A 25911-nucleotide genomic window follows, 5' to 3' on the forward strand; every position below is an offset into this window, starting at 1 on the left:
AATGATTCGAGTATTAATCGTAGATGATCATCAAATTGTAGGCGAAGGAACAAAGAGCATGATTGAATTAGAAGAAGATATGCAAGCAGAATATATTTTAAATGAACAGGAAGCACTTATAAAAAGTGACGCTACACCTTTTGACGTATATCTCTTGGATATGAATATGCCCAATTGTAGTGGTATTGAACTCGCCCAGAAAATATTACATATTCAAACAGATGCAAAAATCATTTTATACACAGGTTTTGAATACGTATCCCAATTTAATTTATTAATAAACTCTGGTATCAGCGGAATTATTAGTAAATCAGCTTCTCAGCAAGAGCTATTAATGGCAATTCGTGCAGCTGTAAATGGATATACTTTACTTCCTATTTCTTTATTACGTCAACTACGTACAGACGATATAACGACTCAACAACTTGAAAATAAAACCGCTCTTCTTACACAAAAAGAATTAGAAATCTTAGAATCCGTCTCTAAAGGAAGTAGCAATAAACAAATTGCTGATGAACTGTACATGAGTTCAAGAGCTGTAGAATACAACCTAACAAAAATCTTCAAAAAATTAAAAGTAGGATCACGCTCCGAAGCTTTAACAGAAGCAATGAGACAAGGCATTTTGAAAGTACACATATAAAATGAAACTTCCATCAGTTTGTTTTGTTTAACCCTTAAATAATGAGATAAATAAAAAAAAGTCCTAACCTACAAAACATAAGTTAGGACTTTTTAACGCGCCCAGAGGGATTCGAACCCCCGGCAGACGTGGTACCGGAAACCACCGCTCTATCCGACTGAGCTATGGGCGCATGATTATAGAAAACACTTCATTTTCTTCTCATAATAATAGCAATAAAATCCATCTAAATCAATAAAAATATCCCCGTAATACCTTATGCATCTTAGCTAAAAGCATATAAAATCTATTCCACCCCTAAATTTTCCAATCATAAATTCACCCCAACTCACAAATTATAATCTTTGAATTGATATTCCAAAGGGGGCTTCATTCAATGACTGTAATTACGAAACTAAAGCAAACTGTTTCTGGATTAAAAAGTGCACAAGCTAGCTTAGAGGGATTCGCTCTTGATACGGATAACCAACAAGCTAAGCAACTTTTCCAAACAGCTGCGCAGCAAACACAAACGATTATCGATTCTTTAAACCCACGCGTTGAAGAAGTCCAACAAGAAGAACCACAATACTCACAGCAATAACGAATCAGACTTGCTGTGAAATAGAAAAAGGATGATATGCAGTCATCCTTTTTCTATCACATTACATATTGCAATAGAAATGGAATGATAATTATGCGAAAACTCGGCCTCATAACCGCATTATTTGCACTTCTATTTAGCTCTTTTACCGGATGTGATAATAGTCCTTTAGATAAAAAAGTGAAAGAAGAAGCAAAACGAACGGAGAAAGAAAAAGGTCCAAAGTTAACAAAGACGAGTACGGAATCCTTTAATCAATCTATATCACAAGGAGCGAAGAAAAGAGCTCTCGCTATGGATGAAATTATAAAAAGCACAGCAGTGAATTCAAATTTAGATCTCTACATAGCAGTTACACCTGAGCATCACGAAAGGTTTGGATTAAAACCTCTTCGTAAAAAGCTTCAAAAGCAGCTAAGTGATGAGCATCCTACTTTCGATGTTCGTGTCAGTACAGATAAAAAAATCTTTATGTTACTCGAAAAACTCGAAAGAAAAATTAAGGAAAAAGAAGTATCTAAAGATGAAATTAATAAACAATTAAAATTCATTGGTAAAAAAATGGAGTCTAACACTTAACGCTTTTTAAAAGAAAAGGAAGGATTGCAATGTCTAGTAAAGATAAAAACTTAACCCCTGTACAACAGGAGTATAAAAAATTCGAACAAGAACGCGAACCGAAACGACCTGTCTTAAAAAATTGTATAAAAGCCTTTTTCGTCGGTGGTTTTATTTGCTTCATCGGACAACTCATTTCTACTTTTTACATCACATATTTTGATTTCACTGAACGCTCAGCAGGAAATCCAACAGTCGCAACTCTTATTTTCATTTCTATGTTACTAACTGGATTTGGTATATACGATCGTTTTGGACAGTTTGCTGGTGCTGGTACAGCTGTACCTGTTACTGGATTTGGTAACTCTGTTATTGCAGCATGTATCGAACACCGAACGGAAGGATTCGTCCTTGGTGTTGGCGGCAATATGTTTAAACTAGCGGGTTCTGTTATTTTATTTGGTGTATTTTCAGCTTTTGTCATCGCACTTATTAAAACGATTCTCGTTCAATGGGGAGGTCTATAAATGTTACAAGGACACCGAACGTGGGTATTTGAAAACAAACCAGTCATTATCTCAACAGGGGTTGTCGGTGGACCATTTGAAGCAAAGGGAAACATTCCAGAAGACTTCGATATCCTTCATGAAGATTTATGGCTCGGACAAGATTCCTATGAAAAAGCACATAAAATTTTATTCGAAGAAGCTTGTAGTCGTGCTACTGAAAAAGCAGAACTTCGTAAAGATGATATTCAATTTGTACTTGCAGGAGATTTAATCAATCAAATTACTCCAACAAGCTTTGCTTGCCGGACACTTGGCACTCCTTATCTCGGATTATTCGGGGCTTGTTCTACTTCTATGGAAGGTTTAGCACTTGGGGCAAGTATCGTAAATGCAAAAGGCGCAAAATATTTATTAACTGGTGCATCCAGTCATAATACAGCTGTAGAAAAACAATTCCGCTATCCTACCGAATACGGCGGACAAAAGCCACCTACTGCACAGTGGACAGTAACCGGAGCAGGAGCCGCCATTTTAAGCGATACTGGACACGGTCCAAGAGTAACCTCTGCAACGATTGGGCGAGTTATTGATATGGGATTAACAGACCCTTTTAATATGGGGGGCGCGATGGCTCCAGCTGCAGTTGATACAATCGAAGCCCATTTACGTGAACGTCAAATTGATGCCTCTTACTACGATTTAATCGTAACAGGCGATCTCGGACATGTAGGACGCGAAATTGCTTATGACTTACTACATAAACACGGAACGAAAGTAACGAGCGAACAATTTCAAGATTGCGGAATTATCATTTATAGAGAAGGACAACCTGTCATAGCTGGTGCTAGCGGACCTGGATGTTCCGCAACAGTCGTATACGGTCATTTATTAAACCGAATGAAAAGAGGAGAGTTCAAAAAAATACTTGTCGTTGCGACAGGCGCTTTACTATCTCCACTTACATTCCAACAAGAAGAAACAATTCCGTGTATCGCTCACGCCGTTTCGATTGAATTTGGAGGTGCAACGCAATGATTTTTTTCTGGGCTTTCGTCATTGGCGGACTTATATGTGTAATCGGCCAACTTATGTTTGATGTCGGCAAACTAACACCTGCTCATACAATGGCAACACTCGTTGTTGCCGGAGCAATATTAGATGGATTCAATTTGTATGAACCATTAATTGACTTCGCTGGGGCCGGGGCAACTGTACCTATTACAAGCTTTGGTAATGCCCTAGTTCATGGTGCAATGGAAGAAGCTGCAAAACATGGCATCGTTGGCGTTATTACTGGCATGTTTAAAGTAACGAGCGCCGGTGTATCAGCAGCTATTATTTTCGGCTTCATTGGAGCATTGTTATTCAAACCGAAAGGATAAGGTGTTCGTATGACAGTTATCGCTAGCGTTAAAACCTGCCTTGCCAGTGTAAGGGGCGCTCAAGCAAGTTTAAGCTCTCTTTCACTAAATTCACAGGATGAAGAATCAAAACGTATATTTCACGAATGTATGTTAGAAATGGACAGCATCATCGCTGATTTACAGAATAGAGTTTCAGTATTAGAACGTGAAGAACCTCAATATAAAGGGTTTTAAGTAGACTGGAGGAAATGACTATGTCTCACCTGCCGGAATGGACACTTGTCATTCTGCGCTCTGTATTCATATTAATTATTTTATTCGCTATTACGAAATGGTTAGGGAAAAGACAAATCTCTCAGCTATCCTTTTTTGAATACATTGCCGGAATGACAATCGGTGACATCGCTGCCCAAGTATCTACAGGGCTCGATTCGAAATTTTTCCACGGCGTCTTTGCGATACTCATTTTCGCTGCGGTACCTTTTTTCACAGGAATCCTCTCTTTAAAGAACAAAACAGCTCGGGACTTCTTTGAAGGGAAATCTACCGTATTAATAAAAGACGGAAAGATACTCGAAGATAACTTGAAGAAAGAAAAATATACGAGTGACGAATTACTGGAACTTCTCCGTGGAAAAAGTGCGTTCAGCGTAGCTGAAGTCGAATTTGCTGTCTTAGAACCGAGCGGAGAATTAAATGTACTATTAAAGAAAGATTCTCAGCCACTTACTGCAAAAGACATCGGTTTAAAAGTACCGAATGAAAAAGAACCACAAACTGTTATTATGGATGGAAATGTACTAGATGAACCTCTTTCAGCAAGCGGACATAACCGTGCTTGGCTACATTCAGAATTAGAAAAACTCGGTGTTGTTATTGAAAATGTCTTCCTCGGTCAAGTGGATTCATACGGACAACTTACTATCGACATTTACAATGACAAACTCCAAATGCCTTCTCCTCAAAATAAGCCTTTATTATTAGCATCTTTAAAAAAATGTCATGCTGATCTTGAACTATTTTCTCTAGAAACAAAGTCGAAATCAGCAAGCGAAATGTATAGTAAAAACGCGAAACAAATCGAAAAGATTTTAAATAGAGTTACCTATCTTTTAAAAGACTAATTATCGAAAGAACGCTTCAGTTAACAAGCGTTCTTTTCCTTTTTCTCCAGTTTTCATAACGTTTAAATTTATGTAATTCGGTTATGATGTTGAAGATACATAAGCAGGGAATTTCGAAAACATAGCGAATATTTCATGGTACAACTACATATTTTTTTGATTTAAAGTGGTTTCGTTTGACCTTTATTGACCATAATTGTATTATAAGACTAAGAAAGCTTTAGAAGGAGGAAATAACAGATGAATTTAATTCCTACAGTAATTGAACAAACAAATCGTGGAGAACGCGCTTACGATATTTACTCTCGACTACTAAAAGACCGCATCATTATGCTTGGTAGTGCAATTGATGACAACGTAGCTAACTCAATCGTTTCCCAGCTTTTATTCTTGGAATCTCAAGATCCAGAAAAAGATATTCACATCTACATCAACAGCCCTGGTGGTTCTATCACAGCAGGTATGGCAATCTATGATACAATGCAGTTTATTAAACCACAAGTATCAACAATCTGTATCGGTATGGCTGCATCTATGGGTGCATTCTTACTTGCAGCAGGTGAAAAAGGAAAACGTTATGCACTTCCAAACAGTGAAGTAATGATTCACCAACCACTTGGTGGAGCACAAGGTCAAGCGACTGAAATCGAAATCGCTGCAAAACGTATCCTATTCTTACGTGAAAAACTAAACCAAATTCTTGCTGACCGCACTGGTCAACCACTTGAAGTACTACAACGCGACACAGACCGCGACAACTTCATGACAGCAGAAAAAGCTTTAGAATACGGTTTAATCGATAAGATCTTTACAAATCGTTAATACTTAAAAGCGAAAGCGGCTCGTTTAGAATCGCAGGGCGATGGAGCCCCTGATTCCGAGGCGCTTTTCGCCTCGAATGAAGGGGCGAAACAACCGGAGATTCTAGCCGCTGGAGCTAGATATAACTAAAAGTGGAAGCGCCCTATAATTGGGCGCTTCTTTTATATATTGTTCCCCGCTCACATACCCCATCCAGTATCCCTCTAAATATATCAACGATTTTTCAATTATATCGAACAAAACTCAAATTATATCAACGATTTTTTTAATATATCAACGGTTCGACACAACATATCGATTTACCGACAATCTCCGACAAGGACAAACCAGCTAAATACCCCTCCCCGCTAATCCGCACAAACAACAAAACAAAAAACTATCGCATATACGCGATAGCTCTTTATTGTACATATGCAGCTAATGCTTCTAAAGCCTCTTCTGCATCTGAACCTTCTGTTGTAATTGTTATCATGCTTCCAGTTCCAATTGCTAAGCTCATAATCCCCATTATGCTCTTTGCATTTACTGTCTTTCCATCTTTCTCAATAAAGATATCTGCATGAAAGCGATTTGCCTCTTGTACAAACAACGCAGCCGGACGTGCTTGTAAACCGTTTTTTAATGAAACCTGAACTCGTTTTTGAACCACAGCTCCATTTCCCCTTTAACCTCTTATTTTTTTGCTACCGTTTCCCCCGCGCGTAATTTCTCTGCAATTTCATCGATTTTACGCAAACGATGATTAATACCCGATTTACTAATTTTCCCCCCGGATACCATCTCACCTAACTCTTTCAATGTTACATCTTGATAATCTCTTCGTAGTTGCGCAATCTCTTGTAGTTTATCTGGCAATATATCAAGACCAACCGTCTCATCAATATAGCGGATATTTTCAATCTGCCTTAGCGCTGCACCAATTGTTTTATTTAAATTAGCTGTTTCGCAGTTCACTAAACGATTTACGGAATTACGCATATCACGTACGATTCGAATATCTTCAAACCTTAAAAGTGCATTATGAGCACCAATAATATTTAAAAATTCCGTAATTTTCTCCGCTTCTTTCAAATACGTAATGTACCCTTTTCTTCTTTCCAACGTCTTACTATTTAAATCAAATCCGTTCATCAGTTCACATATAGCATCATTATGTTCCTTATATAACGAAAAGATCTCTAAATGATAAGATGATGTTTCTGGGTTATTTACTGAACCACCTGCTAAAAATGCACCGCGTAAATACGATCGTTTACAACACTTCTTCTCAATCAATTCTTGTGATATATTTCGAATAAATGAAAAGTCATCTCGAACGATATGAAGATCGGCTAATATTTCGCGAGACTTTTCAACAAGCCTTACGATATATACATTATTTTTCTTCAATCGCATTTTTTTACGAACAAGTAATTCTACCGTCACATCATATCCTTTTTTCAAAAGCGTATAAATCCTTCTTGCAATTGCCGCATTTTCTGTTTGAATATCGATAGATAGACGACGGTTTGAAAAAGAAAGCGATCCGTTCATTCGAAGTAACGCCGATAATTCTGCTTTCTCACAGCATTCTTTCACTTCAAGATTCGTCAGCTCTTTCTTTGTTTCTGATGCAAATGACACAGTCAACACCTCCTTATACGATTATTATGGAACAAAATTCTTGTCCTATATGAATGAGGAGCGCCACCTCAAACGAGGCAACGCACATTTATAACAATGAATATAAAATCGAAGCTAACTTTAACGTATCATGCCTTACAACACGATCATCATACTTCGCTAATCCCTCTTGAATAACATCAATATTATTTTCAGCAAAACGTTCTTCATCCACTACAACTGGTGTAGACATTTCTTCCTCATATAACTTACGTAATTCACAAGGAATCTCACGGTTATTTACAATTGCAGTATTAATAAATGGTTGCCCTAAATGATCGTGTAACGCCTGCACATGATCAAAAGCAGTATATCCCATCGTTTCACCCGCTTGTGTCATAACGTTACATACATATACCTTCTTCGCCTTTGCGGCAAGAACAGCGTCCCCAATTTTGTTAACAACTAAGTTGGGTAATATACTCGTATACAAACTTCCTGGGCCGAAAACAAGTAAATCAGCTCGTTTAATCTCAGCCAATGTTTCATGCAATGGCTCTACATCTTCTGGAGTTAAAAAGACACGATTAATCTTCTTTCCGTAATAAGGAATCTTTGATTCACCTGTTACAATTTCCCCATCTTCAAGTTCCGCATGAAGTACCGCACTTTGATTCGCTGCTGGTAATACACGTCCTCTGACATTTAATACTTTACTTGTTTCCGTAATTGCATGGAAAAAGTCTCCTGTAATCGAGGTCATACCTGCCAACAATAGATTTCCTAACGCATGACCTTTCAGTCCGTCTCCTGTTGTGAAACGGTGCTGAAATAAAGCTTCCACCAGTGGCTCTACATCCGATAACGCAACAAGTACGTTACGGATGTCACCTGGAGGTGGAATTTCTAGCTCATCACGTAATCGACCCGAACTGCCACCATCATCAGCGATTGTAACAACTGCTGTAATATCAACAGGATATTGCTTTAATCCTCTTAATAAAACAGAGAGTCCAGTTCCGCCTCCCATGATGACAATTTTAGGCTTTCTCTCTTTTTTCATCCCTTAATGGCCCTTTCTCTTCTCCACATCACGATGAGATACATGAACACTATACTCTGGTTTCAAATGTTTCCCAAGGTATTCTGTAAGCGTAACAGAACGATGCTGTCCACCTGTACATCCAATTGCAATTACAAGTTGACTTTTGCCTTCTCTTTTATAATGAGGCAGCATGAAAGTAATCAGATCCGTCAACTTCTCTAAAAACTTATGTGTCTCATTAAATTTCAGTACATACGAAGAAACTTCTTCATCTAGTCCTGTTAATGGCTTCATATGTGGAATGTAATATGGATTTGGTAAAAAACGAACATCAAATACTAAATCTGCATCAATTGGAATACCGTACTTAAATCCAAATGACATAACATTTACACGAAATGCTTGCTCAGTTTCTGTTGAGAACAAGTGAACAATTTTTTCACGTAATTCTTTCGGTTTTAAATCCGATGTATCAAGCACAATATTTGCTCGTGCCTTCATATCTGTTAATAAATTGCGCTCTGCTTCGATTCCCTTTAACGGCAAACCAGTTGGTGCAAGTGGATGCGAACGTCTCGTTTCTTTATAACGAGTTACAAGCGTACTATCTTTCGCATCTAAAAATAAAATATGAGGAATAATCCATGTACGTTCTGATAAATCATCAAGTGCTCCCCATAAATGTTCGAAAAACTCGCGGCCACGTAAATCAATGCCAAGTGCCACTTTATTCATTTTCCCTTTTGAATCCGCCATAAGCTCAATAAACTTTGGCAATAACATCGGTGGTAAATTATCTACACAAAAATATCCTAAATCTTCAAAACTTTGTAAAGCTACTGTTTTTCCAGCTCCAGACATCCCTGTAATAATTACCATTTTTATATCATTATTCTCTGTCATCGTATCCTCTCCTTGACGGTTTAACTCGGATCTAATCGATATGAAAGCAACTCAACATCTGGGGTATATACAAATGTACCGTAGATTATGCCATTTCCTTTAATTAAATAATCAATAATGTGATAATCTCCTGGCGCCATTGCTAAATCATCAATTTTATCAAATGTATGCCAACCAATGATGCCTTCTTCGCTCTCTAGTTTGTTTTCTCCTGCAAAATCTGTCGCTAAAAAGGAGAACATCATCCATTCAGAAACAACTTTATCACCTTCTTGGATGACAAAGGTGAAGACCCCCTTTAACGCTGGGTTTTTCAAATAAATACCTGTTTCTTCGCGATATTCGCGAACAACGGAATCTCTTACAGTCTCACCACGCTCCATTTTCCCGCCTGGTGCAACCCACCAATTTCGGCGAGGTTTTTGGAGTAAGAGTACTTCATTATCTCTAATTAACACACAGTTTGTCACTCTTTGCATGTTTCTTCACCTCAGCTACTTGCAGTAAAATTTCTCACTGCATACTTCTTTCATTATACTATCAAAAACAGTTTGCTACAACGAAGGAGCCAGTCCTCTTTCGCTAAGCATATGCTACTCAACAATTTTAAAAAAGCTTTCCATAACAAGCAATGTAAATGCTTAGACTTTTAATGAATAGCATGAAAAATCCCCTTAACGATTTTTATCGCCAAGGGGATTAAAGCCCTTATTTCTTACCGAAATAAGTAACAATCGCAAATCCTAAAATAAAGGTAATAATTGAACTTATAATTGAAAATCCACCAGTTGGAATACCAGGGAACACAATTACAATCGAACCGATAACTAGTCCAATAATTGCCGCAAATGTCATACTTTTATAACGATCTAATAAAAAACTAATGCCTTTACTACTTACAACAAATCCAACCATAACACCAGCACCGATAACCACGATTAAAGGTAAGTTAAGTGTAGTTAAAGCGTTAATTGCTGTTGGATACACACCAATAATTAATAAAATAAACGATCCACTAATCCCAGGAAGTAGCATAGCCATACTAGCCATCCATCCTGCGAAAAATAAACCAATTGCATTTAAAATTGTTAACGTCGTAATTGGATCTGCTGCCTTATCTGGTTTAAAGAAAGCTGTGATCGCAACAAGAATTGCTGCAACTATTAATAAAACAATGTGCTTACCTTTAAACGACGACTTTGCATCAGCTTCTCTCATTAACATCGGTAATATACTAATAATTAAACCGAGGAAGAAAAATTGAGTCGGTTCATAATGATTTGCAAGTAAATATTTAATAACATGACTTAACGTTAAAAACGCTGCTGCCACACCAGCTGCAAGTGGAATTAAAAACCCTAAATGTTTTTTCCATTCACGACTAAAGAATCCACTAATTGCCGCAAGCAATTGTTCATAAATCCCTAACACAACAGCGATTGTACCGCCGCTCACACCAGGAATTAAATCACTAACGCCCATACAAAATCCACGATATATATTACGCCATTCCATACTGAATAAATTCCTCATTTCTTATAGTGATTTTTTCCGTAAAGTCCAGTATATCAATAAGAAAGCTTATAATCCTTATATTTTTTGACAATACTTTGACATTTTCACACAAAAAAAAGAAGAAAGCTCCTGTCGGTAGCTTTCTTCTCACAAGGTATATTATCCCTTATTTTTCTGATACAGTTTTTAATTCCTCTAATAATTCTTCTACGTAATGTTGTGCACTTTGTGCTGCAATACTACCGTCACCTGTTGCAGTTACAATTTGACGAAGCATTTTTTCACGAACATCACCAGCTGCGAAAATACCAGGGATTTTAGTTTCCATACGTTCGTTCGTTTCAAGGTAACCATTTTCATTTGTAATACCTAGTTCAACAAATGGTTTTGATAATGGTAACATACCGATGTATACGAATACGCCGTCAGTTTTGACTTCTTTCTCTTCTCCACTGTTTACGTCTACAAGTGTTACACTTCCTACTTTACCGCTTGCTTCGTTAATTTCTTTTATAGTGTGGTTCCAAATGAAATCTACTTTTTCGTTTTGGAAAGCACGGTCTTGTAAAATTTTCTGTGCACGAAGCGTGTCACGACGGTGAACGATCGTTACTTTTGATGCGAAGCGTGTTAAGAACACACCCTCTTCAACAGCAGAATCTCCACCGCCAATTACGATAAGTTCTTTTCCTTTAAAGAATGCCCCATCACATACTGCACAATATGATACACCACGGCCGCCAAGTTCTGTTTCACCCGGTACACCAATTTTTTTATACTCTGCACCGCTTGCAACGATAATTGCACGTGCTTTATATTCTTTTTTACCAGCAATAATTGTTTTGTATTCTTTACCATCGATGACTTCTTTCACATCACCGTATGCATATTCAGCACCAAATTTCTTCGCATGCTCGAACATTTTATTTGATAAGTCTGGTCCTAAAATAGACTCATAACCTGGGTAGTTTTCTACATCTTCCGTGTTTGCCATTTGGCCACCCGGAATACCACGCTCAAGCATTAATGTGCTTAAATTTGCACGAGATGTATATACTGCAGCTGTCATACCAGCTGGTCCTGCACCAATAATAACGACATCATAAATTTTTTCTTCTGACACACTATTCACTCCTATCCATTCCTACACAATTAAGTTACCCTCATTATACTGTTAGCATCATTTTTTTCCCAATGATTTGCTTATCTTATGTGTGCGTACGCTTAACAGCTTGCACATATTTTCGGACAGTCGCTACAGATACATTATATACGTCTCCAAGCTCCGACTGTGTCATTTTATTTCCTTGTTCGCCGCGTACAATGTATTCAATCGCAGCTGACCAGCCGTACACATTTGTAAATATGTCTCCAGATGTATATAAACGTATGAACGTACAAAACCAAAAGTGTAAACACTCTTCAATTAATTCATCATCTTTTTTCGTATAATTGTATAAGGCATCCGCGATTCTCGCGCACTGCTCAAATTGTTGTAAATCAGCTGGAATACTCTTATGACTATTAAGTAAAAAGAAGTACTTTGCAAGTTGCGATACGATGGGAACACCGTTCTTCGCTTGCGTTATATCAAAGAAGAATCCAACCTTCTCCGGCGTTGACAATTCATTCATTAAATATAAAGCTAGCATTTGTTCTTCTAGCGTCGCACTTTGCTGAAATGATTTTCGTAATTCTTCAAATAACACGTTTTGTCCTTCATCTGCTAAATTCAGCGCATTCCACGGTTCTTTTCCCTTTTTATCAGGATGCAATTCCACGACATGTTGCCACATTTTTTCAGCTAGTTGCTGATCTTTCACCATATACGCAGAATATGCAAACCAATAATAAAAACTAACGTCTCCTTCGTATCCTTGACGCTTTAATAGTTTGAACCATTTATATGCATGCTCGAAATAACCAATTGTTGCAAGTGTAGTTCCCAGTTTCAAACGATGTTCAAATGAAATCGGATATACCGAAACTAGCTGTCCCGCTAACGCTTCTACTTGTTTATGCTCTCCAATTGAATATAGAAAAATAAGCGTATTACAAAGCGCATGTATATTACCAGGATTTTTCTCTAAAATCATTTCTGTTAACTTCAGTGCTTTGTCTACATTACCCGATTGAAAATGTGCAATGGCTAAATTATTATGACCTGACCAAAATTCCGGATAATCTTTCGTAACAATTTCTAATGTAGCAATTGCTTCTTCCAATTGTCCATTACGAATATAACGATTCGCTTCTTCCTGCATAACAATTAAATCATCTTCATCTTCAATCTCTTCCGCACCCATTGCTTCTTCTTCCATAATCTCAAGAAGTTCTAATGTATCTTCTACGAATTCCTTCTCTTTTGCAACTTCTAAATAACGATCCGCATATTTCTTCGCCTGTTGAAATAACCCCATATATGCATAATTATTTGCAATAAAATAATAGCACTGTTCAAGTTCTGGATTAGATCTAACTAACTTTAAGAAGATTTGGTTCGACTCTTGATATTCACCAGCCTCAGATAATACTGTTGCTAATTGACATAAAATAAACGGCTCCTTCTCACTTTGTGCCGCTCTTCGAAAATATTTAATTGCATCTTGCAATTTTTGCCCTTTGTAAGCTCTCATCCCTTTTTTATAAAAGAAGTCCGCTAATTGATTAAAAGAGATAACTTGTCCGTTCTCCTTATATATCCTTTGATTTTTCCCCATATATCCTCCAGTTTTTTGTTTTCTTCGCTCACACATTCTTCTATCTATAAGTATAAACGATTCCGTAAAAAACAAAACAGTATATTATACTCAATTATTTCCTTTTTATTCATAAAAAAAGAGGAGAAATGTTACATTTTCACCATGAACCTTCTCTTGCGGTCATTTGCTCTTTCGTATAAATAATACGCATTGGATTTCCACCTACGAAAGCACCGCTCGGTACATCTCTATGAACAAGTGTGCCAGCTGAGACAGTCGCACCGTCTCCAATTTTCACACCTGGTAATATTGTTACATTCGCTCCAATCATCACTTCATTTCCAATGACGATTTCCCCAAGTCGATATTCACGAATTAAATATTCATGCGCTAAAAGCGTTGTATTATAGCCAATAATCGAATTCTCTCCCACAGTTATCTTTTCCGGGAACATAATATCCGGCATTACCATAAGCGCAAATGATGTTTTCTTTCCTACTTTCATCCGTAAAAAAGTACGGTACAACCAATTCTTCACAGATAAAAATGGCGTGTAACGCGCAATTTGGATAATAATAAAGTTTTTCATTACCTTCCAAAAAGACACTGTTTTATACACATTCCATAATGAATTTTCTCCTGAAACAGGATAGCGCGTTGTCCGTCGCACTTAGCTCGCTCCTCTACTAACTTACTTGGACCTTTATGAACGTTTCATATTAGACAAAATCGGTAGCAAATCACTCATTTTATCTAGCATAAAGTCCGGCTTGTAAGCTTCTAAATACGCTCTACCTTTCAACGTCCATGAAACCGCAGCTGTTTTCGTCCCCGCATTTTGACCACCGACAATATCATGATGATTATCTCCAACCATCAATGCCTCTTCTGGTTTTGCATCTAATAATTCAAGCGCTTTTTGAAGTGGCTCTGGATGTGGTTTCACATGCTCTACATCATCAATTGTCACGACAACATCAAAAAATTCATCAAGCTTTGACAACTGTAATCCCATCTCAACGGTTTGTCTCGCTTTCGTTGTAACAATACCAACTTTATAACCTTGCTTCTTCAACTCTCGAACTGTTTCATATACAGTTTCATATTCTTCTACTAATTCATCATGATGATCATGGTTAAATTCGCGATAACTTGTAATCATCTCTTCAACCTTACTTTCATCAATCTTACTGAAAGTATCATGCAAAGATGGACCGATAAATGGCAACACATCTTCACGCTTATATTGATTTGGATAATACGTATTTAAAGTATGTAAAAAAGAAGAAATAATAAGTTCGTTTGTATTAATTAAAGTTCCATCTAAATCAAATAACACTGTATTTATTCTCATTGCCTTAGTCCTTTCGCCTTCCTGAATATGAAAGAAGCAGCATCTTATAATAAGATGCTACTTTTCTCTAATTTTCCGAATATCTTTTATCAGCTTGCCCCATTTTTCGTCTCACAATAATGAAAATAATAGAAATAACAACAAGTCCAATTGACATTACTTGTGCAATACGAAGTGGTCCTAGCATTAAACTATCTGTACGTAAGCCTTCTACGAAGAAGCGTCCTACTGAATACCAAATTAAATATGTGAAGAATAATTCCCCGCGGCGTAAATTCACTTTTCTTAATGCAAGTAGTAAAATTACACCTGCAAAATTCCATAATGATTCATATAAAAACGTCGGATGATAGTACACACCCTCAATATACATTTGATTAATAATGAAATCTGGTAAATGAAGACCTTCTAAAAACTGTCTCGTTACTTCATCACCATGCGCCTCTTGGTTCATAAAGTTTCCCCATCGGCCAATTGCTTGTCCTAATAAAATACTTGGTGCAGCAATATCCGCCAACTTCCAGAATGAAACCCCGCGTCGCTTTGCAAAAAGAATCCCTGTAATAACCGCTCCGATTAAACCACCATGAATCGCCAAGCCACCTTGACGAATATTAATAATTTGACTCGGGTTTTGCGCGTAATATTCCCATTCAAAAATAACATAGTACATTCTCGCAAATAGAATAGCGATCGGTACTGCAATTAATACAAGGTCAACAAATGTATCTTTTGGAATACCTAGCCTTTCTCCCTCGCGAGTTGCTAGCCAAAGACCTAATAGCACCCCTGTACCGATAATAATCCCGTACCAATAAACAGGAAACGGCCCAAGTTGGACAGCTACGCGGTCAAGCTGCGGTACAGAACCTAACAGCATATGTATGACCTCCCTCTCCAATGTTTACTCCTGATTCCCTAACTCAATCGCACTCATTAATCGTTCTGAGAACTGCTGTGCTGCATTGACTCCCATACGCTTTAAACGGAAGTTCATCGCTGCTACTTCAATAATAACAGCCAAGTTTCGACCAGGACGAACTGGAAGTGTAATCTTCGTAAGTTCTGTATCAATAATTTTCATCTTCTCTTCATCAAGACCTAAGCGATCATAGTTTTTCTTTTGATCCCAAATTTCAAGATTAATAACAAGTGTAATACGCTTATAATTTCGCACTGCCCCTGCACCGAATAACGTCATAACGTTAATGATACCTAGACCACGAATTTCTAATAAATGCTCAATTAAATCTGGTGAGCTTCCTACTAATGTGTCTTCATCTTCTTGGCGAATTTCTACACTATCATCCGCAACAAGGCGGTGACCACGCTTCACAAGTTCAAGAGCTGTCTCACTTTTACCAACACCACTTTGACCTGTAATTAAAACACCAACACCGTAAATATCTACTAATACACCATGAACAGCAGTTGTTGGTGCTAGCTTACCTTCTAAATAATTAGTTAAACGACTTGATAATCTCGTTGTCGTTTGAGAAGAACGTAATAAAGGCATGCCTGATTCACGTGATGCTTGTAATAACTCATTTGGTACATCTTGATTACGAGTTATAATAATACATGGCGTCTCCTCGGTACAAAGCGCTTTCATTCTCTCTTGTTTTTGCTCTGTTGTTAACGTATCAAAGAACGTGAGCTCCGTTTTTCCAAGAAGCTGCACGCGATCAGCTGGATAATATGTAAAGAATCCTGCCATTTCAATTCCAGGTCGTGATAAATCACTTGTATCAATCGGACGATGAATTCCTTCCTCACCACTTATTAACTCCAATTGAAATTGTTCAATTAAATCTTTTGTCCTTACTTTTGGCATATGTATAAACCTCCACTCCGCTGCGGGTTCAGTCTCGTTTGATGTAAAATTCCATTCTACCGGATATTGTACCATTTTTTTCTGGAAACAAGAAATACGGTTTCTAATAAATAGAAAAAAACATTTCATACGAATAATGAAATGTTTTTCTTTTTGTCATTTTCTCTTTTTTTCATATAGAGGTTCCACAATTGCCTTCTCAATAATCATATTAAAAATTGAAATACAAATTGCCGCAACAATCGCTACACCAAATCCTGATATATTAAAAGCATCTCCTAATAATGAATCTGCTATTTTTAACGTAATCGCATTAATAACAATTAAGAAGAAGCCGAAAGTTACAACAGTAATTGGTAGCGTAATTAAAATTAAAAACGGCTTTACGAACACATTTAAAACCGCCAATATAATACTCGCAATAATTGCAGTTTGTATATTTGCTACGTAAAATGCATCTGGTGCAATCCCTTTTAAAAGCCCCGATACAGCGATTAACACAACGCTATTTACAAGAAGTGATACAATCCATCTCATTTCGTTACACATCCTTTTAAACATATATATTTCATCATACGCTAATAGATAATAAACGCAAGTATGATACAAACACTTATATCAACTTATTCTATCTTTCATGCTTGTATACCTACTAACATACTTACCAGTTTTTCCTCGTAAAATAAAAACCGAGCGTCATTTCCACTCGGTTTTCATCAATAAACTTATTGCGATAACTCTACTTCTTTTATTTTCTCTTTCATTCTTGCTTTATCACGATTTAAAATCTCTTTTAAATACTTACCAGTGTACGAGCGCTCTTCTTTTACTACTTGCTCTGGCGTTCCCGAAGCGACGATTTGTCCACCTTTGTCCCCGCCTTCTGGTCCAAGATCAACAATATAATCAGCTGTTTTAATCACATCTAAATTATGTTCAATTACAAGTACCGTCTCACCACTCTCAACAAGACGTTGCAGCACTTCTAGAAGACGTGCAATATCATGCGCATGCAACCCAGTCGTTGGCTCATCTAAAATATATAACGTACGACCTGTAGAACGACGATGTAATTCAGAAGCTAATTTCACACGCTGTGCTTCCCCACCAGATAATGTTGTTGCTGGTTGACCTAATTTCATATAACCAAGCCCAACATCTACAAGCGTTTGAAGTTTACGCTTAATTTTAGGAATATTGGCGAAGAATTCTACTCCATCTTCAATTGTCATCCCTAACACTTCAGAAATATTCTTATCTTTATATTTCACTTCTAACGTTTCACGATTATATCGTTTACCGTGACAAACTTCACACGGAACATACACATCTGGTAAGAAATGCATTTCGATTTTAATAATTCCATCACCACGGCACGCTTCACAACGGCCACCTTTTACGTTAAAGCTGAAACGTCCTTTTTGATATCCGCGCACTTTAGCTTCGTTCGTTTGTGCAAACACATCACGAATATCATCGAATACACCTGTGTACGTCGCTGGATTAGAACGTGGTGTACGACCAATTGGCGATTGATCAATATCAATTACTTTATCTAAATGTTCAAGACCTTTAATCTCTTTATGAGTACCTGGCTTCGCTTTCGCTTTATATAACTTTTGCGCTAACGATTTATATAGTACTTCATTAATCATCGTACTTTTACCTGATCCAGATACACCTGTTACCGCTACAAACGTACCGAGTGGGAATGACATTTTTGCATTCTTTAAGTTATTCTCTTTTGCGCCGACAATCTCCACTTTACGTCCGTCACCTTTACGTCTTTCAAGTGGAACTGGAATAAACTCTTTACCGCTTAAATATTTTCCTGTTAACGAATTATCATCTTGCATCACTTCAGCTGGTGTCCCTGCCGATACAACTTGCCCACCGTGAATACCTGCACCTGGTCCGATATCAAGTAAATAATCAGCAGCCATCATCGTATCTTCATCATGCTCAACAACGATTAATGTATTACCTAAATCGCGCATTTCTTGCAATGTACGAATAAGACGATCGTTATCGCGCTGGTGTAAACCAATTGAAGGCTCATCAAGAATATAAAGTACGCCAGTTAGACGAGAACCAATTTGCGTCGCTAAGCGAATACGCTGCGCCTCACCACCTGATAACGTACCAGCCGCACGACTTAGCGTTAAATAATCTAAACCAACGTTCACTAAGAATCCAACGCGCTCCTGAATTTCTCTTAAAATTAAATGAGCTATTTTTTGTTGCTTCTCCGTTAGCTCTACATTCGAGAAAAATTCTTGTACTTCTTGAACTGAATACTTCGTTACGTCAGCAATCGTTTTATCACCAACAAAAACAGCTAAGCTTTCAGGCTTTAAGCGGCCGCCTTTACACTTCGGACAAGCTTGTTCTGCCATATACTTTTCCATTTGCTCACGAATGTAATCAGAACTCGTTTCACGATAACGACGTTCAATGTTTGGAATAACACCTTCAAATAAAATCTCATTTTCCTTTACTTGACCGAATTCATTTACATAGCGGAAATAAACCTTCTCTTCCCCGCTTCCGTACAACACTTTATCAAATAAATCTTTCGGTATATCTTTCACAGGCATATCCATATCAACGCCGTAGTGATTACATACAGATTGTAAAAGTTGTGGATAGTATTGTGAACTTGTCGGTTCCCAAGGTGCAATCGCATGTTCATTTAATGATAAATCCCAGTTCGGGATAACAAGCTCTAAATCTACCTCTAGCTTTGAACCAAGTCCATCACAAGAAGGACACGCTCCGAACGGACTGTTGAATGAGAACATACGCGGCTCTAATTCTCCGATTGAAAAACCACAATGCGGACAAGCATGATGTTCACTAAATAGAAGTTCCTCTTCTCCCATTACATCGATTAACACTCGGCCTCCGCCAAGCTTTAATGCACTTTCAAGTGAATCAGCAAGACGGCTTGCGATTCCTTCTTTTACAACAATACGGTCAATTACAACTTCAATAGAATGCTTCTTATTTTTATCTAACGTAATCTCTTCAGACACATCAAGCATTTCACCATCAACACGTACACGAACATATCCTTGCTTCTTAATATCTTCAAGTACTTTCACATGTGCACCTTTACGCCCAGAAACGATAGGAGCTAACACTTGTAATTTCGTACGTTCAGGATATTCAAGAACACGGTCTACCATCTGCTCTACTGTTTGTGATGTAATTTCAATCCCATGATTTGGACAAATTGGCGTACCAATTCGCGCAAATAATAAACGTAAATAATCATAAATCTCCGTTACCGTTCCGACAGTTGAACGTGGATTACGACTCGTCGTTTTTTGATCGATTGAAATCGCTGGTGACAATCCTTCAATCGTATCTACATCCGGCTTATCCATTTGTCCTAAAAACTGGCGCGCATACGCAGATAACGATTCTACGTATCTGCGCTGCCCTTCTGCATAAATCGTATCAAATGCTAATGATGATTTCCCCGAACCAGACAATCCCGTTACAACGACAAGCTGATTTCTCGGAATGGTTACATCAATATTTTTTAAGTTATGTGCTCTAGCACCTTTTACAACGATAAAATCCTTGCTCTTACTCACTCTTTTCACCCTTCCGCTTTTAATTCTAATAGTAAATCTCTTAGTTCAGCTGCACGCTCGAAGTCTAACGCTTTTGCTGCTTCTTTCATCTCTGCTTCCATCTTCGCAATTGTCTTTTCACGCTCTTTTTTCGTCATTTTCTTAGCAGGAGTTGCTTCGTATGTTTCTGTCTCTTCAGCAATTGTCGTTGCACGGATTACATCACGTACGCCTTTTTGAATCGTTTTCGGCGTAATACCATGCTCTTTATTGTAGGCTTCTTGTATAGTACGACGACGCTGCGTTTCTTCAATTGCAATTCCCATGGATCTTGTTATACGATCTGCGTACATAATAACGCGGCCGTTTTCATTACGCGCGGCACGACCAATTGTTTGAATTAATGAGCGCTCTGAACGTAAGAACCCTTCCTTATCAGCATCTAAAATCGCTACAAGTGATACTTCTGGAATATCTAATCCTTCTCGTAATAAGTTAATACCGACAAGTACATCAAACTTACCAAGGCGAAGGTCACGAATAATTTCAATACGTTCTAACGTTTTAATTTCAGAATGAAGATAGTTCACTTTAATTCCTACATCTTTTAAGTAGTCCGTTAAATCCTCTGACATTTTCTTCGTTAAAGTCGTAATTAATACACGTTCATTTTTTGCAATACGATCTTGAATCTCTCCTAATAAATCGTCAATTTGCCCTTCAATAGGTCGTATATCGATTGGTGGATCTAAAAGCCCTGTTGGACGAATAATTTGTTCTATTACTTCTGGTGACTGCTCTAACTCGTACGGTCCTGGCGTCGCCGAAACGTAAATAACTTGATTTGTTTTCTCCTCAAACTCATCAAACATGAGCGGTCTATTATCTAAAGCTGACGGCAGACGGAATCCATGATCCACAAGCACTTGCTTACGTGCTTGGTCCCCGTTATACATCGCTCTTACTTGTGGCACTGATACGTGCGACTCATCCATAACAATTAAGAAATCTTCCGGGAAATAGTCCAATAACGTATACGGTGTTGCACCCGCTGGACGAAGTGTTAAATGACGGGAATAGTTTTCAATACCTGAACAAAAGCCCATCTCGCGCATCATTTCTAAATCATAACGTGTACGTTGCTCTATACGCTGTGCTTCTAGCAACTTACCGTTATCATTTAAATCCTTTAAACGCTCTTCTAATTCTTTTTCAATATTTTCAATAGCGACCTTCATTTTCTCTTCACGTGTAACGAAGTGAGATGCTGGGAAGATTGCTACATGATCACGTTCTGCTAATACTTCACCTGTTAACGCATTTACTTCACGAATACGATCAATTTCATCGCCGAAAAATTCAATTCGAATACAATGCTCATCAAGTGATGCTGGGAAGATTTCAACTACATCTCCGCGCACACGGAATGTACCACGCTTGAAATCAATATCATTACGTCCATACTGTACATCAACAAGTTCACGAAGCAATTGATTGCGGTCCTTCTCCATACCAACTCGAAGTGATACAACTAACTCGCGATATTCTTCAGGAGAACCTAAACCATATATACACGATACACTCGCAACGATAATTACATCGTCCCGTTCAAATAATGCAGACGTTGCCGAGTGACGCAATTTATCAATTTCATCATTAATCTGCGCGTCCTTTTCAATAAACGTATCTGTTTGTGGTACATACGCTTCCGGCTGATAATAATCGTAATAACTAACAAAATATTCAACTGCATTATTCGGGAAAAAGTCTTTCAACTCACTATATAACTGTCCTGCTAACGTTTTATTGTGAGCCATAACAAGTGTTGGCTTTTGCACTTCTTTAATGACATTTGAAATCGTAAATGTCTTACCCGTTCCTGTCGCTCCAAGCAACACTTGCTTTTTCTTTCCACTATTAATTCCCTCTACAAGCTTCTCTATAGCTACCGGCTGATCACCTTGCGGGGAATACGCTGATATAATTTCAAATTGATGTTCCAAGTAAAATCCGACCTCCTCATAAAAATCTGTATTATTATTTTACCACGAATGCCTATAAAAAACCTAAAAAAACGAACAGATATTCGGTAAAGTTTTCGACAATATACACATAGAAAAAGGAAGGAGTAAATACTTCCTTCCTCTACTAATTCTATTTTTTAGGTTCATATACTAAGTCATATCCATTGCGCCCAGCTTCATTCATACAATCTATTAACCGATAAGTACTTTCTGATTCGCGCTGCTCTTTAACAATACTTTTACAACTATCTTTATGTAACCCTTTATCCTTCCCAGCAAATTTGTCTTTTCTATTATCTGAAACATAAAATATATCGTTCCCACTATACTCTAACGTTTGAAAAATCGGGTCCCCTTCAAGGGTATACTGTACAATTCTTATTTTATCAACTTCCCTTTGTTCGACATTCAAAACGAAATTTTCAAATTTATCTAGATTGGAAATCCTGGTTCCCTTTACAATGACATCGTTCTTCTTATCAATTGTAGTGTTAGATGATGAGCATGCTACTAAACTAAAGAGAAATAGACATATAAAGCTGGTTCTTTTTTCTATTGTCATCCTCTCCTATAAAAATTATTTGTATACCAGAAAAGCTACTTTCAACTATGAAAGTAGCTTTTCTTTTCCTTTCTCCTTCTTCGGAAAAACCACATATGAAAATGAAATCGCTGTATCAACTAAAAATATAATTGCCCACACTTGGCTCACGCGACTTGCAGCTTTATTTAAAACGATTCCCGATTCTAACCAATTACCCCATTGTTCAAATGGAATAAATCCATACGCGAAGAAAAAGAATATGTGCACACCAACGAATAAAACAAGATGTAATACCCAATTTTTTATTTCCTGCTTTGCATAGGCCATACCTGTTAATTCTACCTGTTCTTCAATAATAGGCGCCGGTTCATTACGCCATTTCGCAACTAGCTTTTGCGCAAATATATCAAGCTTCTTCAAATCCTTTTTCCCGTAGAAAACTGCATACAGTAAAATAATTACAGTAATGATTTGAAAATTAGAGAACTTTCCTGTTTGATAATAGTCCACTGCCCCTAATGTTAAAATAAACACTTCATTTACGAGGAGTACAATCCCCATAATAAAGCTCGCCTTCTTCAAACGGAATCCGTAACGGAGTAAAAAGAAACCGATAGCCGATAACCAAAATACAATCTCTGCTCCAATTAAAAAATACCAACGATATTCTGCGAGTATGCTCATTTATCCTTCTCCCTTTCATCATAAATACGAAAAGCTTCATCCATATATAATAAAAACTCTTCTTCAATTGGATACATGCTCATTTTCTGTGAATCTTCCTTTGATTTTCTAACTTCCCATAACTTATCTAAAAACGCTTCGTCACCATTAGCCATTTCTAAACACTTCTGCATTAATCTCTTCATTGCCCTTTGTACTTCATCACTAGTGGCTTCTTTACCCTCTTTCATAAAAATACGTAATTGCTTTAATAAATCTACCCATTCTAAAACATTCGGATCTTCCTCACTCATATTCGGCAAATTATGAAGCAACTTTTGTTCTTCCTTTGAAAATACTTCATTTTGAAATATTTCACGTATACGAGGAGACTGTTTTGAAAGCTGAATAAGTTCAAACATAACTTTCCAATCAAGTTCTCCCTCTACATCTACCGAATAAACAACCGCTTGTAAAACACGCTCCATTCGATTGAACTTCTTTTGCTCTTCTTGTACAAATCTAAGTTGGTTTTCAAGTGATTTTTTCAAATCCAGCTCACCTTTTACTAACATATTCGCAACTTCTTTTAATGAAAATCCCATTTCTTTTAAAAATAAAATTTGTTGCAAACGAATAACGTCAGCTTCACTATATAACCGATGCCCACCCTCTGTTTTTCCGCTCGGCTTTAATAAATCTATTTGATCATAATAACGTAGTGTACGTACTGTAACCCCTGTTTCTCTCGTCAATTCTTGTATTGAAATCACTACCATCACCTCTTCCCCCTCATTATAGAAGATGACGTTACGTAACTTTCAAGTGTTTTGTAAAAAAAATACAAAAAGCTGTTTATACAAAGTGTATAAACAGCTTTTATGGAAATAACCCCTTTTGTATGGCGCGCCCACAAAATAAAATAAGTGCTCCAACAACAACACTCGTTGCCGTTTTATGATAATGGGCTAATAATAATAAATAATACGATAAACCTACAGTACCAATCATAATACAAATACTCGGCACTGGATTACGAGAAAAATTTTGCATTCCCCAAAGAAGCGCAAATATAGCTGTAGCGACACATAACACCGGTAATCCCATCCCAGTTCCCCTTTTTCTATCTATTATTCTTTGTTGCTAACACGCTCGTTGATGCGATACTTATTAATACACCAAAAATAGCAATATATAATAGCTCAGTTACATGTACTGCTTGCCTATCTAAATACTTATTTACACAAAGATACATAATAAACAAGAAAACGAAGCTTGTAATACAAATCATAAAATATGACTTCATCTTGTTCACAACTCGCTCATCAATCGATGGTACTCCCTCTTCTTTCAAACGCTTCTGCTCTTTATATTCCGAAATTCCATATAAAATGACTAGCGCTACATTCGATATAAAAATAGTTCCCCACGAAATACTTAAAATCATTAAACTCGTATTTAAAAGAATTCCTGCTACAAGCAAACTCCCTACGAATCTCATGACCTCTCTCTTACTCATACATGATCAGCCTCTTTTCGATTTCTATATTTCCACTTCGGCCAATAGTTCACAAGAAAATACACCCACTGCCCTAGTACAAATAAAACAAACGGCATACCAGCATCTCCATCAACAATTAAATTATATAAACTCCATATCGCTAAACTAATCGTAAAAAATAACCCTACATATTTAAACGCTTTATCTGACTGAAATCTCTCAAACTCATCCTGCATTTTTTATTCCCCCTATCGCTATGCTCGTTTTCCTACCATTTCTCTCCCCTTACTCCAGCGTAAAGATTTCCTCCACCTTCACTCCAAAATACTTGGCGATTTTTAAGGATAACTCTAGACTCGGATTGTAATGATGATTTTCAATCGCCACTATCGTCTGCCGCGTCACCTGCATCGCCTTTGCCATTTCAACTTGTGTTATATGATTTTGCTTTCTTAACTCTTTTATTTTATTTTTCACACCCATAGGATCCACCTTCAAAAGTAAAGATATCTTTACTTAAATTATAAATATTTTCCAGTTACAAGTAAAGATATCTTTACAAATTTTAGAAAAACATTTCACTGCATATCTTCTCTAACAAAGTACAAGAGTAATTCAATTTATATCAGCGATTTTTTAAATATATCAGCGCAACTTAAAATATATCGGCGATTTTGCAAATATATCAGCGCAACTCCATTTATATCGGCGATTTCCCAAATATATCGACATCAGTAACACCATAAGCATAAGAAAGAAGCTGCCCCAAAATATCTTTTGGACAGGCTGTGGAGAAAGTCTTCTCCACAGCCTGTTTTTGTGTCTGAACCTCTTTTTATGTGTCAACACTGATAAAAAAGAGGAAAAGGAGAGAGTTTTTATGATGGGTGCTTTAAAAAATCATCGTGATGAACGTGTATCTGTTTCTGTAGAAGAGTTGGTTCCACAAGATCATTTCCTTCGTGCGATTGAAGCGACAATTAGTTTTGATTTTATTGAAGAGAAATTACGCCCTTATTACTGTGAAAACAATGGACGTC

At 37.3% G+C, this 25911-nt stretch carries 31 protein-coding genes, 1 tRNA gene and 1 pseudogene; 10 read left to right on the forward strand and 23 right to left on the reverse strand.

The window, feature by feature from the left end; translation table 11 throughout:
* The first annotated feature begins 1 nt into the window (after position 1).
* Entirely contained in the window at positions 2 to 643 is a 642-nt protein-coding gene (locus BUA87_RS23000) for a response regulator (RefSeq protein WP_000621765.1), read from the forward strand.
* A gap of 96 nt (positions 644 to 739) precedes the next feature.
* Here BUA87_RS23000 and BUA87_RS23005 read toward each other — a convergent pair.
* Positions 740 to 815: transfer RNA gene (locus BUA87_RS23005), tRNA-Arg, on the reverse strand.
* A 204-nt stretch (positions 816 to 1019) separates the two neighbouring features.
* On the opposite strand from BUA87_RS23005, the gene BUA87_RS23010 reads away from it, so the two are divergent.
* The 8 genes from BUA87_RS23010 to clpP all read left to right on the forward strand — a co-directional run bounded on the left by BUA87_RS23010 (position 1020) and on the right by clpP (position 5603).
* Complete coding sequence (locus BUA87_RS23010) at positions 1020 to 1226, forward strand: DUF1657 domain-containing protein (protein ID WP_000216166.1); 207 nt, start codon at positions 1020 to 1022, stop codon at positions 1224 to 1226.
* A 93-nt stretch (positions 1227 to 1319) separates the two neighbouring features.
* Positions 1320 to 1805: a YhcN/YlaJ family sporulation lipoprotein gene (locus BUA87_RS23015; RefSeq protein ID WP_001228545.1), complete on the forward strand. Its 486-nt coding sequence runs from the start codon at positions 1320 to 1322 to the stop codon at positions 1803 to 1805.
* A 29-nt stretch (positions 1806 to 1834) separates the two neighbouring features.
* Positions 1835 to 2311 carry a stage V sporulation protein AC gene (gene spoVAC / locus BUA87_RS23020; RefSeq protein ID WP_000095399.1) on the forward strand — a complete coding sequence of 159 codons (477 nt, stop codon included), beginning with the start codon at positions 1835 to 1837 and terminating at the stop codon, positions 2309 to 2311.
* Positions 2312 to 3328 carry a stage V sporulation protein AD gene (gene spoVAD, locus BUA87_RS23025; RefSeq protein ID WP_000938970.1) on the forward strand — a complete coding sequence of 339 codons (1017 nt, stop codon included), beginning with the start codon at positions 2312 to 2314 and terminating at the stop codon, positions 3326 to 3328.
* Positions 3325 to 3675, forward strand: coding sequence for a stage V sporulation protein AE (gene spoVAE, locus BUA87_RS23030; protein WP_000575919.1), 351 nt, complete (start codon positions 3325 to 3327; stop codon positions 3673 to 3675). The genes spoVAD and spoVAE overlap by 4 nt, the downstream gene beginning before the upstream one ends.
* Positions 3676 to 3684: 9 nt before the next feature.
* Positions 3685 to 3891, forward strand: a complete 207-nt coding sequence (locus BUA87_RS23035) for a DUF1657 domain-containing protein (RefSeq protein WP_000215906.1) — start codon at positions 3685 to 3687, stop codon at positions 3889 to 3891.
* Between the two features lie 20 nt (positions 3892 to 3911).
* A complete protein-coding gene (locus tag BUA87_RS23040; RefSeq protein ID WP_072940926.1) occupies positions 3912 to 4781 on the forward strand; it encodes a DUF421 domain-containing protein in 870 nt (289 codons plus the stop codon).
* Between the two features lie 240 nt (positions 4782 to 5021).
* Positions 5022 to 5603, forward strand: a complete 582-nt coding sequence (gene clpP, locus BUA87_RS23045; protein WP_001049162.1) for an ATP-dependent Clp endopeptidase proteolytic subunit ClpP — start codon at positions 5022 to 5024, stop codon at positions 5601 to 5603.
* 400 nt (positions 5604 to 6003) lie between these two features.
* Here clpP and BUA87_RS23050 read toward each other — a convergent pair whose 3' ends face one another.
* The 22 genes from BUA87_RS23050 to BUA87_RS23155 all read right to left on the reverse strand — a co-directional run bounded on the left by BUA87_RS23050 (position 6004) and on the right by BUA87_RS23155 (position 25354).
* On the reverse strand, positions 6004 to 6252 hold the full coding sequence (locus tag BUA87_RS23050) for an HPr family phosphocarrier protein (RefSeq protein ID WP_000250307.1): 249 nt from the start codon (positions 6250 to 6252) through the stop codon (positions 6004 to 6006).
* 23 nt (positions 6253 to 6275) lie between these two features.
* Positions 6276 to 7226 carry a DNA-binding protein WhiA gene (gene whiA / locus BUA87_RS23055; RefSeq protein WP_000006566.1) on the reverse strand — a complete coding sequence of 317 codons (951 nt, stop codon included), beginning with the start codon at positions 7224 to 7226 and terminating at the stop codon, positions 6276 to 6278.
* Positions 7227 to 7314: 88 nt separating this feature from the next.
* On the reverse strand, positions 7315 to 8268 hold the full coding sequence (locus BUA87_RS23060; RefSeq protein WP_000712187.1) for a gluconeogenesis factor YvcK family protein: 954 nt from the start codon (positions 8266 to 8268) through the stop codon (positions 7315 to 7317).
* A 3-nt stretch (positions 8269 to 8271) separates the two neighbouring features.
* Positions 8272 to 9153, reverse strand: coding sequence for an RNase adapter RapZ (rapZ, locus tag BUA87_RS23065; RefSeq protein ID WP_000138459.1), 882 nt, complete (start codon positions 9151 to 9153; stop codon positions 8272 to 8274).
* A 20-nt stretch (positions 9154 to 9173) separates the two neighbouring features.
* Positions 9174 to 9632, reverse strand: coding sequence for an NUDIX hydrolase (locus BUA87_RS23070; RefSeq protein WP_072940929.1), 459 nt, complete (start codon positions 9630 to 9632; stop codon positions 9174 to 9176).
* 229 nt (positions 9633 to 9861) lie between these two features.
* Positions 9862 to 10668, reverse strand: coding sequence for a DUF368 domain-containing protein (locus BUA87_RS23075; RefSeq protein ID WP_000455196.1), 807 nt, complete (start codon positions 10666 to 10668; stop codon positions 9862 to 9864).
* Between the two features lie 166 nt (positions 10669 to 10834).
* Positions 10835 to 11791: a thioredoxin-disulfide reductase gene (gene trxB, locus BUA87_RS23080; protein WP_001288078.1), complete on the reverse strand. Its 957-nt coding sequence runs from the start codon at positions 11789 to 11791 to the stop codon at positions 10835 to 10837.
* Between the two features lie 85 nt (positions 11792 to 11876).
* Entirely contained in the window at positions 11877 to 13388 is a 1512-nt protein-coding gene (locus BUA87_RS23085) for a tetratricopeptide repeat protein (RefSeq protein ID WP_000517723.1), read from the reverse strand.
* 139 nt (positions 13389 to 13527) lie between these two features.
* The gene (locus BUA87_RS23090) at positions 13528 to 14040 is read right to left on the reverse strand and encodes an acyltransferase (protein ID WP_001255070.1); all 513 of its coding nucleotides are present in this window, start codon (positions 14038 to 14040) and stop codon (positions 13528 to 13530) included.
* A gap of 33 nt (positions 14041 to 14073) precedes the next feature.
* Positions 14074 to 14724 carry a pyrophosphatase PpaX gene (gene ppaX / locus BUA87_RS23095; RefSeq protein WP_050822169.1) on the reverse strand — a complete coding sequence of 217 codons (651 nt, stop codon included), beginning with the start codon at positions 14722 to 14724 and terminating at the stop codon, positions 14074 to 14076.
* A gap of 67 nt (positions 14725 to 14791) precedes the next feature.
* Positions 14792 to 15604, reverse strand: a complete 813-nt coding sequence (lgt, locus tag BUA87_RS23100; protein ID WP_000924240.1) for a prolipoprotein diacylglyceryl transferase — start codon at positions 15602 to 15604, stop codon at positions 14792 to 14794.
* A 24-nt stretch (positions 15605 to 15628) separates the two neighbouring features.
* The gene (hprK, locus tag BUA87_RS23105) at positions 15629 to 16558 is read right to left on the reverse strand and encodes an HPr(Ser) kinase/phosphatase (protein WP_065229553.1); all 930 of its coding nucleotides are present in this window, start codon (positions 16556 to 16558) and stop codon (positions 15629 to 15631) included.
* A gap of 156 nt (positions 16559 to 16714) precedes the next feature.
* The gene (locus BUA87_RS23110; RefSeq protein WP_001267308.1) at positions 16715 to 17095 is read right to left on the reverse strand and encodes a phage holin family protein; all 381 of its coding nucleotides are present in this window, start codon (positions 17093 to 17095) and stop codon (positions 16715 to 16717) included.
* A gap of 188 nt (positions 17096 to 17283) precedes the next feature.
* Positions 17284 to 20160, reverse strand: coding sequence for an excinuclease ABC subunit UvrA (gene uvrA / locus BUA87_RS23115; protein WP_000045587.1), 2877 nt, complete (start codon positions 20158 to 20160; stop codon positions 17284 to 17286).
* Between the two features lie 5 nt (positions 20161 to 20165).
* Positions 20166 to 22142 carry an excinuclease ABC subunit B gene (gene uvrB, locus BUA87_RS23120; RefSeq protein ID WP_072940933.1) on the reverse strand — a complete coding sequence of 659 codons (1977 nt, stop codon included), beginning with the start codon at positions 22140 to 22142 and terminating at the stop codon, positions 20166 to 20168.
* 151 nt (positions 22143 to 22293) lie between these two features.
* Positions 22294 to 22725 (reverse strand): DUF4362 domain-containing protein, encoded by a 432-nt coding sequence (locus BUA87_RS23125; RefSeq protein WP_065229554.1) that lies wholly within the window; start codon positions 22723 to 22725, stop codon positions 22294 to 22296.
* A 45-nt stretch (positions 22726 to 22770) separates the two neighbouring features.
* The gene (locus BUA87_RS23130; protein WP_000025200.1) at positions 22771 to 23391 is read right to left on the reverse strand and encodes a hypothetical protein; all 621 of its coding nucleotides are present in this window, start codon (positions 23389 to 23391) and stop codon (positions 22771 to 22773) included.
* On the reverse strand, positions 23388 to 24149 hold the full coding sequence (locus BUA87_RS23135; RefSeq protein ID WP_000260342.1) for a MerR family transcriptional regulator: 762 nt from the start codon (positions 24147 to 24149) through the stop codon (positions 23388 to 23390). Before BUA87_RS23135 ends, BUA87_RS23130 begins: the two co-directional genes overlap by 4 nt.
* Positions 24150 to 24249: 100 nt before the next feature.
* Positions 24250 to 24477, reverse strand: a complete 228-nt coding sequence (locus tag BUA87_RS23140; RefSeq protein ID WP_000524131.1) for a hypothetical protein — start codon at positions 24475 to 24477, stop codon at positions 24250 to 24252.
* Between the two features lie 16 nt (positions 24478 to 24493).
* The gene (locus BUA87_RS23145; protein WP_025710206.1) at positions 24494 to 24889 is read right to left on the reverse strand and encodes a hypothetical protein; all 396 of its coding nucleotides are present in this window, start codon (positions 24887 to 24889) and stop codon (positions 24494 to 24496) included.
* Positions 24886 to 25107, reverse strand: coding sequence for a hypothetical protein (locus BUA87_RS23150; RefSeq protein ID WP_072940936.1), 222 nt, complete (start codon positions 25105 to 25107; stop codon positions 24886 to 24888). The genes BUA87_RS23145 and BUA87_RS23150 overlap by 4 nt, the downstream gene beginning before the upstream one ends.
* Before the next feature lie 49 nt (positions 25108 to 25156).
* Positions 25157 to 25354, reverse strand: a complete 198-nt coding sequence (locus BUA87_RS23155) for a helix-turn-helix transcriptional regulator (protein ID WP_000538364.1) — start codon at positions 25352 to 25354, stop codon at positions 25157 to 25159.
* Positions 25355 to 25751: 397 nt separating this feature from the next.
* Here BUA87_RS23155 and BUA87_RS31050 point away from each other — a divergent pair.
* Positions 25752 to 25911 (forward strand): annotated as a pseudogene (locus BUA87_RS31050) (IS5/IS1182 family transposase); the annotation flags it as partial.

The organism is Bacillus sp. bc15, from assembly GCF_900142585.1.
In the GTDB taxonomy this organism is placed as follows: Bacteria; Bacillota; Bacilli; order Bacillales; family Bacillaceae_G; genus Bacillus_A; species Bacillus_A cereus.